The sequence below is a fragment of the Streptomyces goshikiensis genome (genome assembly GCF_014650555.1).
Classification (GTDB): Bacteria; Actinomycetota; Actinomycetes; order Streptomycetales; family Streptomycetaceae; genus Streptomyces; species Streptomyces goshikiensis.
The window spans coordinates 236,368-251,864 of record NZ_BMVE01000009.1 but is presented as its reverse complement, the minus strand read 5'-3'; the positions used below and the strand labels follow the sequence as shown (position 1 = coordinate 251,864).

General features: G+C 69.6%; 9 protein-coding genes, 1 tRNA gene and 3 pseudogenes. 7 read left to right on the top strand and 6 right to left on the bottom strand.

Features of this window, described 5'->3' with window-relative positions; genetic code table 11:
* Nucleotides 1–31: 31 nt before the first annotated feature.
* The 4 genes and pseudogenes from IE248_RS25365 to IE248_RS25355 all read left to right on the top strand — a co-directional run.
* A pseudogene (locus IE248_RS25365) lies at nt 32–478 on the top strand (IS5 family transposase); the annotation flags it as partial.
* Between the two features lie 289 nt (nt 479–767).
* Nucleotides 768–1,235: a hypothetical protein gene (locus tag IE248_RS25360; protein WP_190031831.1), complete on the top strand. Its 468-nt coding sequence runs from the start codon at nt 768–770 to the stop codon at nt 1,233–1,235.
* Between the two features lie 398 nt (nt 1,236–1,633).
* Nucleotides 1,634–1,708 (top strand): annotated as a pseudogene (locus IE248_RS37560) (ATP-binding protein); the annotation flags it as partial.
* A gap of 713 nt (nt 1,709–2,421) precedes the next feature.
* Nucleotides 2,422–4,380, top strand: coding sequence for a trypsin-like serine protease (locus IE248_RS25355; protein ID WP_190031781.1), 1,959 nt, complete (start codon nt 2,422–2,424; stop codon nt 4,378–4,380).
* A 98-nt stretch (nt 4,381–4,478) separates the two neighbouring features.
* Here IE248_RS25355 and IE248_RS25350 read toward each other — a convergent pair whose 3' ends face one another.
* The gene (locus tag IE248_RS25350) at nt 4,479–4,787 is read right to left on the bottom strand and encodes a MerR family transcriptional regulator (RefSeq protein ID WP_190031780.1); all 309 of its coding nucleotides are present in this window, start codon (nt 4,785–4,787) and stop codon (nt 4,479–4,481) included.
* 68 nt (nt 4,788–4,855) lie between these two features.
* On the bottom strand, nt 4,856–6,391 hold the full coding sequence (locus IE248_RS25345) for a tetratricopeptide repeat protein (RefSeq protein WP_190031779.1): 1,536 nt from the start codon (nt 6,389–6,391) through the stop codon (nt 4,856–4,858).
* 554 nt (nt 6,392–6,945) lie between these two features.
* Between IE248_RS25345 and IE248_RS25340 the strand changes: the two genes are divergently transcribed.
* Nucleotides 6,946–7,022, top strand: a tRNA-Met gene (locus IE248_RS25340).
* A gap of 97 nt (nt 7,023–7,119) precedes the next feature.
* On the opposite strand, the gene IE248_RS25335 is transcribed toward IE248_RS25340, so the two are convergent.
* The 3 genes and pseudogenes from IE248_RS25335 to IE248_RS25325 form a co-directional block, all read right to left on the bottom strand.
* On the bottom strand, nt 7,120–8,070 hold the full coding sequence (locus IE248_RS25335; protein ID WP_190031830.1) for a DUF8636 domain-containing protein: 951 nt from the start codon (nt 8,068–8,070) through the stop codon (nt 7,120–7,122).
* Between the two features lie 418 nt (nt 8,071–8,488).
* Nucleotides 8,489–8,834: pseudogene (locus IE248_RS37555) on the bottom strand (transposase); the annotation flags it as partial.
* Between the two features lie 49 nt (nt 8,835–8,883).
* Nucleotides 8,884–12,765, bottom strand: a complete 3,882-nt coding sequence (locus IE248_RS25325; RefSeq protein WP_190031777.1) for a P-loop NTPase family protein — start codon at nt 12,763–12,765, stop codon at nt 8,884–8,886.
* Between the two features lie 178 nt (nt 12,766–12,943).
* On the opposite strand from IE248_RS25325, the gene IE248_RS25320 reads away from it, so the two are divergent.
* Nucleotides 12,944–13,102 (top strand): hypothetical protein, encoded by a 159-nt coding sequence (locus IE248_RS25320; protein ID WP_159032041.1) that lies wholly within the window; start codon nt 12,944–12,946, stop codon nt 13,100–13,102.
* Between the two features lie 406 nt (nt 13,103–13,508).
* On the opposite strand, the gene IE248_RS25315 is transcribed toward IE248_RS25320, so the two are convergent.
* On the bottom strand, nt 13,509–14,759 hold the full coding sequence (locus tag IE248_RS25315; RefSeq protein WP_190031776.1) for an FAD-dependent monooxygenase: 1,251 nt from the start codon (nt 14,757–14,759) through the stop codon (nt 13,509–13,511).
* 78 nt (nt 14,760–14,837) lie between these two features.
* On the opposite strand from IE248_RS25315, the gene IE248_RS25310 reads away from it, so the two are divergent.
* Complete coding sequence (locus IE248_RS25310) at nt 14,838–15,398, top strand: TetR/AcrR family transcriptional regulator C-terminal domain-containing protein (protein ID WP_190031828.1); 561 nt, start codon at nt 14,838–14,840, stop codon at nt 15,396–15,398.
* Nucleotides 15,399–15,497 lie beyond the last annotated feature (99 nt).

Here is a 15,497-nt window from a genome sequence, read left to right as displayed (position 1 = left end):
AGAGGATCTCGGGCTGTGGATCATCAGGTGCATGGGTCGGGGAGATCTCACGGACGAGCAGTGGGCGGTGCTGGAGCTGTTGTTGCCGAAAGGGACCAGGGCAGCGCGGCCGCCCGTCTGGCCCCGGCGGCAACTGATCGACGGCATACGGTTCCGGGTCCGGACCGGTGTTCCGTGGCGGGACGTCCCCATCGAGTACGGACCGTGGAACCGGGTCTATGACCTGGCCCGCCGGTGGCAGCGGGACGGCACCTGGCACCGGGTCCTCACTCGGCTCCAGTCCCTGGCCGACGCGAAGGGGGCAATCACGTGGGACCTGAGCGTCGACTCCACAGTCTGACGTGCCCACCAGCACGCGGCCGGAGCTCGCAAGCAGGGCGACCTGCAGAAGGAGCCACCAGGTGGCGTCTTCACCGAGCCCCGTGATCACGCGCTGGGACACTCGCGCGGCGGGTTCACCACCACACTGCACCTGGCAGGACCCTGCTGGCCGGGCCTCGTTGACCGAAATCCTCGACCTGTGCCGTGCCGCGGCGGCCCAGGCACAGCTGCGCAGGCCCGAGGACTGGCTCCCCGCCGGACTCGTGGCGGGCATCTCCGAACGCCCGCCAGTCCCCAACCCGGTACCGACCGCACCGGCCTCCGCCCCCGCCCCGCCAATGTCCCGACCCACCACCACCCTGCCGGCACCCCAATCGGCCACGGCCTCCGCGATCCCAGCGCCAGTCAGACCTCCACAGCCCTCCGGGCAGGGCCCGAATCCGCCCATGGGACACCAGCACCAGGGGTACGGACCGCCGGGCAGCTACGGTCCGCCACAGACCTTCCATCCTGCCCGCCCGATGCCCGTGCCCGGTCATCCGTACGCGCCGCCCGCGCGACCACGCAACCGCACCGCCGTCATCCTGGTTTCCATCTTCGGACGGCTGCTGCTTCTTGCCGGCTGCGGAGCCGTGCTCAACGTGCTGTCCCGCGAGTCCGGCGACCGCGGGACAGCCGACAGAGCGGACAGCGCCCCGAGCGCTTCTGCCGGGGCAACGCCCCGCCCCGACCCGCAGCCCGAGACATACACGGACATCAAGCTGACGTCGGACTACCATCTGCGATTCGCCGACGCCCCGTTGGAGCCTGTCGAGTACAGCAAGGACGACCTCTTCTACTCCTGCGGCTTCGGCAGCTGCGACTTCGCCACCTTCAGCGCCAAACTCGCCCGGCTCGCAAGGGCAGCTCACTGAAGGGCGACCCCAGTACGTACGCCATCCTGGACGTCACAATATGGAGGGGCGCAGACGGCAAAGACTGACGACTGCAGTCCAACAGCGATGCCACTTCAATAGAGAGGCTTCCTTTGACCGGCTGCGTCGCAGAGCCCACCTGGGGCGGGAAAGTAGTCCGTCGTGGTGGTGATGCCGACCTCGGCCGCGGCCTTGGTTGTCGCCATGCCGGTGTGCAGGTGGTCGAGAAACGGGCGCTGGCGTTCCGGTGTGAGGCGAAGTCGGTGCGGCCAGACCCCTGCTTCGGGATAGACAGCACCTGATCTTGCGGGCTGGCACCACCCTGAGACCCGCCGAAGCCATACCGGATTTTCTACTCTGCCTGTCCCCGCGGCCCGCACGACGCTAGCGTCAAGTCCATGATCGTATGGCTCAACGGCACCCACGGCGCGGGCAAGACGACGACCAGTGCGCTCGTGCAGCAGCTGACGCCGACAGGGTGCTGGAGCGCTCTTCCTGGTCACGCGGGAAGGTGGCCTCGGGCAATGTACGCGGTCGGGCTGCCGTTGCCGGTGGGGGTGACAACCGAAGCAGTACCGCGTCAGGTAGGAATTCCCGGAGGGGATCGTCGCATCTGAATCCCGGATTCCGGCGCGGCGACACCCCCGCCAATACAGTGGCCTGCATCACTTTTCCGGCCAATATGGAATCCCTCCTTCCAATATGCGGGGTCTGTCGGCTTCGTAGATCTATTGTTGGGTTGCGCACCCCGAGATCGGTTACGATCGGCCCCGGAAGTGGGGGGCTTCCAGGGGTGATGGGCTCGTGACGAGTGCATACCCCCATTCGGAACGTGGCCTTCACATCCGTTTCGCAGCTGTTTCCGGCAGACCGGAACCGATGACTGGGACGGCAATGAAGGCACGTAATACAACGACGATGAAGCTGGTCGCGGAAGACGGCCCCGGTTACGGAGTCGATGACTCCGGCCGCCGGAACACCGCCCTGGAGATCCGCACCTCCAGGTAATCGGAATTCACCGTCCAGCCGGTCTCATGTACCGCAGCGGCCCGCTCCGTAGGCACTGCGCACTGCGTACTGCGCCCTTGCACCACTCCCCGTGACTCCGTCGGCCCAGGGGCCGACCCGCGCCCTGGCATGCGCGTGGACGTCGCGCCTGCCGCACCCAACCTTCGAAGGAAGAAGCATGTCCGTACTCCGTCCGCGCGTCTCGCGGATGACCGGCCTGTCGGCCGCCGCCGCCGTGATGGCGGTGGGCCTGATGCCGGCCGCCCCCGCCCTCGCGGTGACCGGCACCGAGGCCGCCGCCGGCAAGTACCCGTATGCGGTCCAGCTGACCATCGGGGACGAGGCCAACTCCCGGGCGTGCACCGGGTCGCTGGTCAACCACTTCTGGGTCCTGACCGCCGCGAGCTGCTTCGCCGGCACGCCCGGCACCCCGGTCCCGGCGGGCAAGCCCGCGCTGAAGACCACGGCGAAGCTCGGCAACGGCCAGACGCTCGACGTCACCGAGATCGTCCCGCGCGACGACCGCGACATGGCTCTGGTGCGGCTGGCCACGGCCGTGATCGGGATCAAGCCCGCCGCCCTCGCAGCGTCGGCCCCCGCCACGAACACCGAGCTGACCGCGGCCGGGTTCGGCCGTACGAAGACCGAATGGGTGACCGACAAGCTCCACACGGGCACCTTCACGGTCAATTCGTCCACCGCCACCACCCTGGCCGTTACGGGCAAGGGCACGGACGCCATCTGCAAGGGTGACACCGGCGGCCCGCTCCTCAATGCCGCAGGTCAGATCGTCGGCGTCAATTCCCGCTCCTGGCAGGGCGGCTGCTTCGGCACCGCGCCCACCGAATCGCGCACCGGGGCCGTCTCCACCCGTACCGACGACCTCGTCGGCTGGATCGCGGCCAATTCGCCCGACGGTCTGGGTGCTTCCACCGACTTCAACGCTGACGGCAAGACCGACATCGCCCTCACCGGCGCCACGGGCTGGGACTGCCTGCCCGTAGCCACCTCCCAGGGCGCCGGCAACTTCGACGTCACCTGCGGCAACCCCGGCGGCTCCTGGGGCTTCTGGGCCTCCACCGCCAACGTCAAGGCCGTACGGGGCGACTTCAACGGTGACGGCAAGTCCGACATCGCGCTCACCGGCGGCAAGGACTGGGACTGCCTGCCGGTCGCCACGTCCAAGGGCGACGGCACCTTCACCACCACCTGCAACGCCCCCAAGGGCGGCTACTGGAGCTACTGGGCCTCCTCGCCCGGCGTGAAGGTCGTCAGCGGTGACTTCAACGCCGACGGCAAGACCGACCTCGCCCTCACCGGCGCCACCGGCTGGGACTGCCTGCCCGTCGCCACGTCCAAGGGCGACGGCAACTTCGACGTCACCTGCGGCGCCCCCGGCATGAGCTGGGGCAACTGGGCCGCCAGCCCCAACGTCAAGGTCGTCACCGGCGACTTCAACGCCGACGGCAAGACCGACCTCGCCCTCACCGGCGCCACCGACTGGGACTGCCTCCCCGTCGCCACGTCCAAGGGCGACGGCAACTTCGACGTCACCTGCGGCGCCCCCGGCATGAGCTGGGGCAACTGGGCCGCCAGCCCCAACGTCAAGGTCGTCACCGGCGACTTCAACGCCGACGGCAAGACCGACCTCGCCCTCACCGGCGCCACCGACTGGGACTGCCTGCCGGTCGCCACGTCCAAGGGCGACGGCACCTTCACCACCACCTGCAACGCCCCCAAGGGCGGCTACTGGGGCTTCTGGGCTTCCTCGCCCGGCGTGAAGGTCGTCAGCGGTGACTTCAACGCCGACGGCAAGACCGACCTCGCCCTCACCGGCCCCACCGGCTGGGACTGCCTGCCCGTAGCCACGTCCAAGGGCGACGGCCAGTTCGACGTCACCTGCGGTGCCCCCGGCATGAGCTGGGGCAACTGGGCCGCCAGCCCCAACGTCAAGGTCGTCACCGGCGACTTCAACGCCGACGGCAAGACCGACCTCGCCCTCACCGGCGCCACCGACTGGGACTGCCTCCCCGTCGCCACATCCAAGGGCGACGGCAACTTCACCACCACCTGCAACGCCCCCAAGGGCGGCTACTGGGGCTTCTGGGCCTCCTCGCCCGGCGTGACCGTGATCTAGTACCGCCATCGCTTTCCATGACGAGGTCACAGCCCCACGGGCTGTGGCCTCGTCGCCGTACGGGCCTCTCGCCGGCCTTAGGTCCCTCCCGGGAGGCCTCAGGCGGCAGGCTGCGGGCTGGGGCTGCCCGCCGCCCGTCGCCCGTCGCCCGTCGCGATGACCTCGTCCAGCACCTCGCGCCAGCGCAGCAGATCGCCGGTCATCCGGTCGATCCGCTCCCGCTCCAGGCTCAGTTCGATCACCCGTGCCGGGGTGGCTCGCACCGCCGGGCCGCCGTCCTCGTCGCGCATGCAGGGCAGGACCTGCGCCATCTTCGAGCCGTGCAGACCCGCCGCGTAGAGCTCCTGGATCCGGACGACACGGTCGACGGCCCGCTGTCGCAGGGGTGCCCCCGCAGACCGAGTCACCTGGCGGGGCATCGCGCCGGGGTGGCGCCCTTGGGGTCGAGTCATGCTCGCCCTCGAAAACGACGCCCTCAGGCGGGCCGGGGTGCTGCAAGCATCTGGGCAGCCTCTGCGGCCTGGCGCAGATGCTCGGTGGGGTGAGCAAGGCCGTCAAGCATGGCTATCCCCGACCGGAGTGCTGCCTGGGCCACCTCGTGCAGACCGAGCGGCACGGCGGCCTGTGTGATGAGGAAGTGTTCCTCGGTGACCCTCATCCCCAGGCCGAGCTCGCGCCAAGCGAGGATCTGACAGGACGGTTTCGGTAGATCAAGATCGAGCGCCAGCTGATTGGTAGGCGGCGGTGGCGGCGGGCCGTCAAGTAGCGTGACCGCCCGTTGAAGGGACTGCCAGGCTGCCTCGACCTCGCCGTGGCGGCGTTGCAAAGAGGCGAGGTTGACCAGGGCCGAGCCGCGCTTGTCGGCGTCGTCCTGCAGGGACGCGTGCAGACTGCGCGCCCGGATCGCCTGCCCGAGATCCCCCAGGGCTTTGAGCTCGTTGGCGAGAGACCCGAGCAGGGCCCCATCACGCGGGCCTGTGTCATCGAGGATGCGTATGAGCGCGGCGCGGGCCAGCTCGGTCTGCCCCTGGCGGCGGGCCAGCGCCGTCCAGGTGAGGTCGTATTCGTCATGGGGATCCTGGCCATAGTTCGACTCATCCCAGTCGGCCGCCCACCGGGTGAGGGCCCGTGCGGAATCGGGGAAACCGCCGAACAGGAAGTGGACATCGGGGTCGGACTCCCGCAGAGACCGCAGCAGAGCGTGGTCCTGCGTCTCACCGTGCAGGGCGACCAGGACCGCGGCGAGGCGGAGCTCTTCGGTGGGGCCGCGGCGGACTTCCTGTCGCAGGAGCATGCGCAGAAGCTGCAGGTCGGCCGGCTGCCGGTCGTACTGGGCTGCGCGCAGGACGGTGGCCCGCCGTACCGGATCGCCCGCAATCGCGTCCCAGCAGTCGCGGTCCGCCCTCATCCGGGCCAGATCGGCCCGGCCGGGAGCGAGAACCGCCTGCCAGAGCGGCGGGCGCCGAAGACGGTCCAGCAACGCGTACGCGCAGCCTTCGTCCGCATTCACCAGCAGGAACTCCGGCTCGGTCCGCAGAAGGGACTCCTGGAGCCTGCGCAGCAGCTCCCTCCTGGAGAGCTCGCGCAGACCCAACCCGCTGAGCAGCATGCTGCGATCGGCGTCCAGCTCAGGGCCGTAAGAGTCCCGAATCTCGTCTTCGGTCCGGTTGAACACCGCCTCCAGCACCTCTTCATCGGCCGCGAGGTCGATTTCGGTGTAGTCGTGCCAGCCCGGCAGACCGAAGAGAATCTCCAGAGCCTCGTCCATGCTGGCGCCGATGAGGCCCGCTTCGCCCTCGGAGCTCGCGTACAGCACAGCCCCGTCGGCACATACGAAATAGGTTCCGCCGGTGTCATCACCCGCCACGGCCCTCAGCAGCGCTCCGCTCGCCAGACGGACCTCTTCCACGTGCTCGGCCCGGTCAAGATCAAAACCGAAGGATCCCGCAGCCACCCTCACCAGATCAGGATTCCGGCGCAGGACAGCAAGTACGTGGTCGGGGCGTGTCATGGCCGGACCGTAACAACCGCCGCTGACACCAGATCGTGCACGGTCTCAATACTGGAGGGTTTGCTCAGCATGACCGGCCGGACACCGGACACCGGACACCGCAAAACCCTGTCCATAACTTCTGCTCCAGGGCCAGGCCGCCCGCCAGGACACCGGGTCCGGGGACGGACTCGGCGGCCTGGGCGAGCATCGGCTCGAAGGGAGGGGTCAGGACCACTCGGGGTTGGCCTCCTTCACCGCCGCTCCGGGCCTGGTCCCCCAGCTTCACCGGCCGGGCGCGGTCCGGCGCGCCGGCGACCTCATATCGACAGCAGGTTCGGCGACATCAGTACGGGCTGTCTCACGGGCGGCCCTCCGCCCCTTCAGCTTGGTCCGCTGGAGGGGCGGTCGTGGAAGTCCGAGACACTCCCCGGTCCGTTCCCGAGGAGTACGGGCTGACTCCTGTCAGGGACAGTGCGGCGGACCCGGGACGCTTCGGGTTGAAGGGGAGCGCCTCACCGTCCGGATACTCGGTCGGAAGCGTGGGGCCAGTGCCGTAGGGTGGTGTTCACCGACGCGGGGTGGAGCAGCTCGGTAGCTCGCTGGGCTCATAACCCAGAGGTCGCAGGTTCAAATCCTGTCCCCGCTACCAACGCAACAGCCCCCTCGACCACAAGGTCGAGGGGCTGTTCGCATTCAACGCCCGCGTGTGCCGTGGAGACGGCCGGGTGCATGCGAATCGGGCGGTTCTACTTGCCGGGCCGCACCTTCACGATCTTGATGTCCGTGGCGCCCTCTGCCTCGAGATCTGCCTTGCGGTGTTCGGCGCTGGGCTGGTCGTAGCTCACCGCGGACAGCATGGCCTTGCCGTCGCTCGCGCGTACCCACTTCACCCGGTAGTTGACCATCGCTACGCTCCCTCGTCCGCTCCGCACTCGTCGGCTCAGATCAGCAGGCCGTGTCTTTGCATCCCGTACGGATATCCGCCCGCCCCAGATCGACCGGATCTCATCCAACAACTCCGGGTAGTGCTCTCCGTACGTGTTCAGCGCATGCCACACCGCATCCAGAGCTGCTTTGAGCGGGTCGGGTTCGGCAGCAGCGAGTACGGCGGGGAGAGCGAAATGCGGCTGTGAGATGGGCCCACGGACCTGCGGTGTGCTGGCAGGGAACACGAGCTCGGTGAACACCATCGGTGCCTGGCTGTCCGGTAGCCGGTCAAGCTCCCAGCTCGTCTCCCCGTCGCTCTCTTCTGCGGTCTTGACCCACATCAACCCTGCCGGCGGCTGGGGAAAGTACGGCCGCCGCTGGGGCGGTACTGCCCCGAGAACATCCGGGCCCGGTTCGAGAGGGGTGGACCGCAGAGCCTCCCGCATCCGGGCCGCGTCGTCGAAAGGGGGTGGTAGCGGATGCCCCTGCGTCAACGCGGCGAGCGCCCCAGCGACCCACGGCACATCGGTCAGGCCTGCCACCTCGCAGGCCCGCTGAGCGGCGAGCACCGCCACGGCACGCTGGACGTCTGGATCCACGGCGCCGAGGTCGTGGACCAGGTCACTGTCGAAGTCGAGCAGCCCCAGGACGTTGCTCTCGCGGACACGGCGCAGCGACTCACTCGGCAGTCTTCCGCCCCACCGCCACCTCTCGTAGTGCAGCTGCGGATCCTCCGTGACCCCTACCTCATCTGAGACCAGCTTGTGCACAACGCCCCCCGGTCGGGACGGCCTCTGAGATCCCCATCGGATCTGCCGTCACCTCTCCCGCATCATGCCGCAGGCCACTGACACGCCCGGGACACGGGCCGGGGTGACGCGGCCGAGCGGTTGTTCATGTCCGGCCGCCGTGGCTCTCGCGTACGGCAACCGCCGCCCATCTACTGGCGCCGACTGGCTACGACTCCGTTCAGGTCGGCTCGCCTTGACTAGTGCAGAGAAGATGACAGCGCACGCACGGTCCGGACTGGGATGGGGCCCAGGTCGCGACTGCGGTGCGTGGAGTGGGGGTGCTCATGAGCGGGTTCCTCTCGGCGGCGGCACTGTAGTGAACCGTCAGCCCGCACCGTGTCTTCGGCCCCGGAGTACGTTCGGAGGTACGGGGTGTGGCCCTGGCCACCGGGGCCGCGATGGGGGCCGCGCCCCGACACGGCTTTTCGTAGTCGCGGGCCAGGCGGCGGTGGAGCTGAGCCAGCCGTAGGTCCGCTCAACCGTCCACCGCTTGGGGATGGGGGCTTGCGGGCGGTGATTTCCATGTCGATGCCGAGGGTGGCGGCGTGTTCGACGAGGTGCTGGCGGTAGCCGCCGTCGACCCAGACCTTGCGGATTGGGGGATGTTCAGCGGCGACGCGGTCGATGAGCCGGGTGTCGGCGGCGGAGTCCTGCAGGCTGGCCGCGGTGACCACCACCACGAGGAGGAGGCCGGGCGTGTCAGTGACGATGCTCCGTTTGCGGCCAACGCTCCTTGGCTTCGCCGAAGCCGACCTTCATGACTCCTGCTGCTCCGCGGGCCACGGGACGCCACTACGGTCCCCCGTACAGTTCGGTCGCCACCGTACGGACCGCGTCCGGTGCGACAGCCGCCAAGCGGTCCAGGACGCGCTCCCATGGGCCGACGGCGAGGGCCTGGGCGATCAGGTGTTCGCGTTGCGGTGATCGCGCGGCATCGGAGAGGGTCGTCAGCATCGCCGACTGTGCCAGCTCCTGGTCGAGGAAGCGGACCAGCGGCTGGGCGTCGGCGACGCGTGCGGAGGCCCGGTCCGTGGCACCGGCCCGTGCCAGTGCCTCGGCCAGCGCGGTCAGGGCCTCCACTCGTGCGTGGGGTGCGTGGATCCGGCCGATCAGTGTCTCCGCCGCTGTGGCCAGTTGCGCGACTCGGTCCGAGGAGCCCGGACCGCCCGCACCTTCCGGTCGGCCCGGGGCGGCGGTGACGGTGGTCTCGGCGGACGCGGGGCCGATGGCTTGTGCGAGGGCCTTGGCGCGCTCTGTGAGGTTCGGGATCGCCGCAATGGCCGCGTCTGCGCGATCGTGGTCTCCGAGCGTCGTGTACAGAGCCGCCACGCAGGCCGATTCCAAGGCCATGCTCATCCCCAGACGAATGTCGCAGACGAGTTCCCCGGCCGCTCGGGCCAGCCTACGAGCCCGGTCGCGCTGCCCGTGCACGGCGAGGACCTTTCCGAGGTCCACCAGGGCGCGTGCGCGGCGTGCCCGCTGCTGGTCAGCCGGGTTGTCCTCGATCGTGCGGGCGAGCCCCTCGGTTCGTCGGGCCAGGGCCAGTGCGTGGGTGAGGTCGCCTCGGGTGGCCGCGAGGTCGGTCACGGCGGTCAGTGCCCGGCACTGCTGCTCCCCCGCAGGCATCCTGTGGGCCAGCCGTTCGGCGTCTTCGGCCAGCGCGGCGGCGCGGCGGCGGGCCGGCTCCGCGGGATCTTCCGGCGTGCCGTTCTGATGGAGAGCGGCCTTCGCCAACGCGACCAGGGCGCTGACTCGTTGTTCGTCGTGATCGATCTGCCGTACCGCCAGCTCGGCGCTGGTCAGGTCGCCGGCGTCGGTCAGGGCCCTCGCGAGGGCCCTGAGGGCCAGGCCGTGGTGGTGGCTCAGGGTGATGTCGCCGGCGCGGCTGACGGCCATGCGGGCAAGGGCAATGCCGCCCTCGTGCTCTCCGGCGGCCCCTCGCTCACGGGCCACTACCGCGAGGGCGGCGAGCTGTAGGTACCTGTCGGTGATGCGGTGAGCCAGGGTTTCGGCGGCCTCGTGATCACCTGCTCGGGCGAGTCCTTCCGCCATGGCAGCCATGCCCCTTGTCCGGGTACCGGAGTCCGGGTGGTCCCTGGCCTCGTCCTCGGCCTCATTCGCCAGTGCTACGGCCCTGGTCCGGTCGACGCCCGCTAGTTCCCGGGCGAGTGAGGCCAGTACCTCGGCTCGCGCGCCGTGGTAGGGGAGGGCACGGGCGAGTCCGACGGCGCGGTCGTGGTCGCCTGCCCTGGCCATGGCGACGGCGAGGTCGAGCGTCGCGTCGTTCACTTGGCCCTGCCGGAACGCGGTCTCCAGGGCCCTGACGTCCTCCGGCTGGCCATCGGGGGAGCCCGTACCGTCCGGGGTGGTCGGGGCTATGGCTTCGATGGCTGCCTGCGCCTCTTCGAGTCTCCCGGCTGCCGCAAGACCTTGGGCAAGTCCGCACAGCATGTCCTCACGCCGGTACTTCCAGATGCCGAACTCGGCGGTGATGTGCAGTGCCCGGGCGAAGTCGCCGGTCGCGGCAGCAGTGCGTACCAACCGGGCGTAGGCGTGTTGCCAGGCGGATTCCCGTGGGAGGGCGCGGGCGGCGCGTTCGGCTTCGGCGTTGGCCGCCAGGGCGCTGGGGTGGTCACCGATGGAGGCGCGTACCTCCGCCAGTTCACACCACACGGAAACGCGCCGGAACCCGTCCGAGAGGGCGCGGGCCACGTTCTCGACGGACACCGCCAGGGCAACCGCCCGGTCCTGTTCACCGGCAGCCGCCGCCGACCGGCCGACCGCTGCCAGGGCGGTGGCCCGGTGGAAGATGTCGTGGATGCCAGTGGCCACGCGTTCGGCCAGCTCCAGATCACCGGCCCGGGCGGCCCCGCGGACCACCGCGGCAAGCCCCTCGTCGCGGTCCTCGCGCTGGGGAAGGCCCCGGACGATCTCTTCCGCACCGGTGCCGTCACCGGCCTCGGTCAGGCCTTCCACCAGGGAGAGGAGGCCCCGTTTCTGAGCGAACCAGTCGGAGGCGGACCGGGCGATCGCCTCGGCGCGGTGGGGCTGTTCCAGTACCGCCCAGGCTGCGGGCAGACAGCTCGGCATCGCGATGTTGCGCGCGGCCAGTTCGTTGCGGTGTACGGACAGCCTCAGCATTGCGGTGAGGTCGGGGCGAACCCGCCCGAGGAGGAAGTCCTGTGCCGTGGTGATCTCGGCGTAAGCGGCGGCGTCTCCGCCGGAGACGTCGAGCATCCGGTCGTGGCGGGCCGGGTCGGCGGCGCAGAGCAGCATCTCGGCTTCCGCCTCGGCCGCGCCGGAGGTGGTGTCGCCGGCCGCCTGCCGCAGCATCCCGGGGTAGCCGGTGAGCAGGTACTCGGGCGTGTCCTCGGGCCAGTCGCGCCGCCGGTAGGTCGCGGCCCAGTCCCGCAGGCGTCGGCGGTGGCGCAGGAGCCCGGACGCACCGATGGTGTTCTTGGCCATGACCTGGAGCTCTTCGTGGGCGAGGGCGTAGAGATCGGGGACGCCCTTGTGCTGCCAGAGGCCGGGGCGGGTGGTGAAGGCCCGGCCCGCGACCGCGTGCAGCCTGTCTTCAACCTCGTAGCCGGGGAGCCCGGTGAGTTCGGCCAGGTCGTCCCGGGACAGGCCGCCGCCGGCCGCCGTGACCAGCCCCAGAAGGTCCTGGCCTGCGGAGTCTCCGTGCAGGAGGCGCTTCAGGTCGCGTTCGGCGGCGGTGCGGACCACCTGGGCGTGCCGGGAGGGCGCCAGGGCGCGGACCACGGCCGAGCGGCGCAGCGGGTGGCCGTCGGGTACATCGTGCGGGATCGGCGGGTGGGGCCGGCCGGCGACCACGATCCGCAGGCCTTTGGGGGGCCGAACGGGCAGAAGGGCGGCGATGCTGTAGGTCCCGGAGCCGCCGGAGACACCCTGGTCCTCGTCCAGGCCGTCCACGAGAAGGACGAGCCGACGGCCTTGCCGCAGGCGGGACTCGGCGGTCTCGGCCAGAAGTCTGGTCAGGTGGGCCTCGATGAGTTCCCTGGGCGGAAGCGGCGCCCGGCTCCCGCGCAGGGCGTCGAGTTGTTCCGAGACGGCTTCCAGGTAAGCCCACCGGTCGTTGTGGGTGGCGAAACGGGCGGTCACGAAGAACGAGATGACATCAACCTTCGGCGGTGGGCGCAGCGCGAACGTCGACATCAGGGCTGACTTGCCGGCCCACGCGGGGGCCTGCCACCACAGGTAGGCGCTCTCGGTCGGGGCGCCGGTCGTGAAGGCGGCCAGCTCGGCGAGTTCCGCCGTGCGGCCGATGAGTTCGGCGGGGGCGATCTGGCGTATGTACTCGCTGTAGAGGGACGTGTGCGGCCGGGTACGGCCGGTCCAGGCGGTCTGGGCTTTGCGGTAGAGCTCCAGTCCCTTGGTCACCTCGTCCGGGCCGCCGCCCAAAGCCCGTACCAGGCTGGACAACTGGGCCTTGCCGCTCGGCAGGCGCAACCCGCGAAGCAGCTCGTTGACCGCAGTAGGGGAGAGGTGCATCCGCTCGGCGATGCCGCGCAGCCCCTCGCGGCCGTTGTTCTCGCGGAGCTTGTCGAGGAACAGGAGCAGTTGCCGTATCGGTCCGGTGTCCGGCCACTGGCTCCGGTTGGTCGGGTCCCCCTTCGCCAACTGCGCCTCCGGTCCGTCTCCCGAGGTGTCCACCAGGTGTCTCGCGACGGTGCCCGCAGGCGCCGCTGAGCCGCTGGTCAGACCACTTGTCCGTCACCTCTTCCGCACACAGGACAGCACATCGCGCCGCCATCGGGCGGCCGAAGCGCAGGATTCGTTCCGTCAAAGGTGCCGGCCGGCCCGCCCCTCTCTCTTGGACAGGAGACAGATCATGAGCCAGTGGATCTCCCTCATCGAGCTCGTGACCAGCCTCGCGGGTGCTGGCACGGCCACGTTCGCCCTCGTCACGGTCATCGCCGAATCCAGGCGCCGTTCCAGCCTGAGCGCGGCGCGTCAGGACAGCGACGAGAGCCGGCCTGACAGCGAGTGAGCGAGGTCACGTCAGTCACTCGGGCGGGCCAGGCGGCAATCGCGGCGTAGAGCTCGGTGTGGGCTCCGGCTGGGTCTGCGCGGCGGGATTCTGACGCGGGGGACCAAAACCGGGGGCTGACGATCGTGCGCCGACCCGGCGGGCTCGGGAAGGACCCCGTACCCGCGGAGCGGCGGGCGGCGGCCCTGGCCGCCCGCCGCTCCGGACTGGAACCCCGCCGAACGCGGCTGGACGGTGGACTGGCAACGCCACTACGCCTACCTCGCCCGGCTCTTGGACGGAGGCGCCCGCCTGGTCGCCATCGGCACGGCGAGGACCGCTTCGGCGAGCGCCACACATGCTGTCACAGGGGCCGCCCGGTCAAGGGCGGCTGCGACGGTCCTCCGTACGAAGTGCACGGTGGCTCTCAGGCGGTGTTGGTCGGTGCCGGGTTCTCGGGGAGTTGCCAGTTGCCGCCGCGGTCCTCCTTCGAAAGGCGGGCGGCGAGGTCGGGGATGTGCAGGAAGCAGGCCAGTGCGGTGGTGGCCTGGAAGGCACCGATCGCACGCTGGGTCATCGGCATGCCCAGGCGCAGCAGGCGCGGGTTGACCTGGCCCTGGATCTCGTTCACGAAGGGCCGCAGCGCGCTCTCGTAGTTCGCCAGGGCGGTTGGCAGGTCGCCGGGGTGCCGGTTGATCTCGCCGGCCAGGACGTGGGCGCCGACCAGGCTGCCGGAGATGCCCATGCCGCTGTAGGGGGAGGCGCAGTGGGCGGCGTCGCCGGCCAGGACCACGCGGCCTTTGGACCAGGTGTCGGTGCGGACTTGGACGATCTCCTGGGAGTAGAAGAGCGGGCTGGTCTTCATGCCTTCGATGAAGCGTTCGGTTTGCCATCCGGCGCCGTGGAACCTGCTCGCCCAGAACTCCTGCTGGCGCTCGACGGGTGCGCGGTGGATCGCCGAGGCGTCCTCGGATTCTTCCCGTATGACGAAGTACGCCTGGGTCTCGGTCGGGTTGTGGCTGCGGCGCATGATCTGGCGGCCGCCCGGGATCATGTAGGTGTCTCGGATGTTGCTGTCGGAGGCGATGCGCGGGACGAACCAGTAGGCCATGTGGATGCCGATGCGCCAGTACGGGTCGAAGCCCTCCGGGAGGATCGCCCGCCGGATGCGCGATCCCTGCCCGTCGGCGCCGATCAGGAGATCGTATTCGCCGTGGGAGTCATCGGAGAAGTGCGCGACGACCTTGTGTTCGTCCTGTTCGAAGCCGTTCACGCTCTTGCCGAAGATGTACTCGGCATCGTCTCTCGTCGCATCGTGCAGGATGCGCACCAGGTCGCCGCGCATGATCTCGTACTCGGACGTGAGGGTCTGCCGGCCCCTCCCCGAGGTGTTGGCCATGATCGTCGCCTTGGCCTTGCCGTGGGCGTCGATGAAGGCGACGCCCGCCTCGTCCACGAGCTTGCCCCGGACGGCGCCGAGAAGCCCCATGCGCTCGACGGCCTCGATGCCCTGCCCCCGCAGATCGACCTGGGCCCCGGCCGCCCGCAACGCCGGAAAGCGTTCGGCAACGGTCACCTGGTGGCCGCCCCGGGTAAGCCAGAAAGACAGGGCCTGCCCCGCGATTCCACCACCGGCGACGAGAACCCGCAGGGGCTGCTCACCCCATCTCTTCGTCATGCCCACTCCCCAAAATCTATCAGTGAAAGATTCCTTTCCAGAGTCATCTATCAGCGATAGATTGTCAACGTGACCAAGATGAACCGCGAAACCGTCATCACTGAGGCGCTCGGCCTGCTCGACGAGGTCGGGCTGGACGCCGTGAGCACGAGACGGCTGGCGAAGCGGCTGAACGTGGAGCAGCCGTCGCTCTACTGGTACTTCCGCACCAAGAAGGACCTCCTGACCGCCATGGCGGAAGCGGCGATGGAACCCCATGCGACCGCGCCCCTGCCGACACCCGACGACGACTGGCGCGACTGGTTCGCGGACAACACGCGCAGCTTCAGGCGCACCCTGCTGATGCGCCGGGACGGCGCACGGCTCCACGCCGGCAGCACCCCCACCGGCGACCTCGACCGGATCCGCCGCAAAATGGGCTTCCTCGTCGCATCCGGCGTGCCCGAGCGGGACGCACAGATGGCCATGCTGGCCGCCGGCCGCTTCACCGTCGGCAGCGTCCTGGAAGAGCAGGCAGACACCGGCCCCGCTGACAGCGTGGATCTGCCGGTTGACATGCCGGTGATCGATCACGAGTCGGCGTTCGAGGCGGGCCTCGCCCTCATCCTGAACGGCCTCGTACACCGCACCGGGATGTAGGGAGGGCTATGCGGCGCCGACTGTCACCCAGCGCGTTTAACCTCCGGTGATTCGGTAACAACAAGTAGCTACAGACAGTCCGAACCCGACGGAAGGCAG

Bases quoted from the DNA above. Each gene is read 5' to 3' on its own strand.
- IE248_RS25360 (WP_190031831.1), top strand. From the start codon at position 768: ATGGGACACCAGCACCAGGGGTACGGACCGCCGGGCAGCTACGGTCCG.
- IE248_RS25355 (WP_190031781.1), top strand. From the start codon at position 2,422: ATGTCCGTACTCCGTCCGCGCGTCTCGCGGATGACCGGCCTGTCGGCC.
- IE248_RS25345 (WP_190031779.1), bottom strand. From the start codon at position 6,391: ATGACACGCCCCGACCACGTACTTGCTGTCCTGCGCCGGAATCCTGAT.
- IE248_RS25320 (WP_159032041.1), top strand. From the start codon at position 12,944: ATGAGCCAGTGGATCTCCCTCATCGAGCTCGTGACCAGCCTCGCGGGT.
- IE248_RS25315 (WP_190031776.1), bottom strand. From the start codon at position 14,759: ATGACGAAGAGATGGGGTGAGCAGCCCCTGCGGGTTCTCGTCGCCGGT.
- IE248_RS25310 (WP_190031828.1), top strand. From the start codon at position 14,838: ATGAACCGCGAAACCGTCATCACTGAGGCGCTCGGCCTGCTCGACGAG.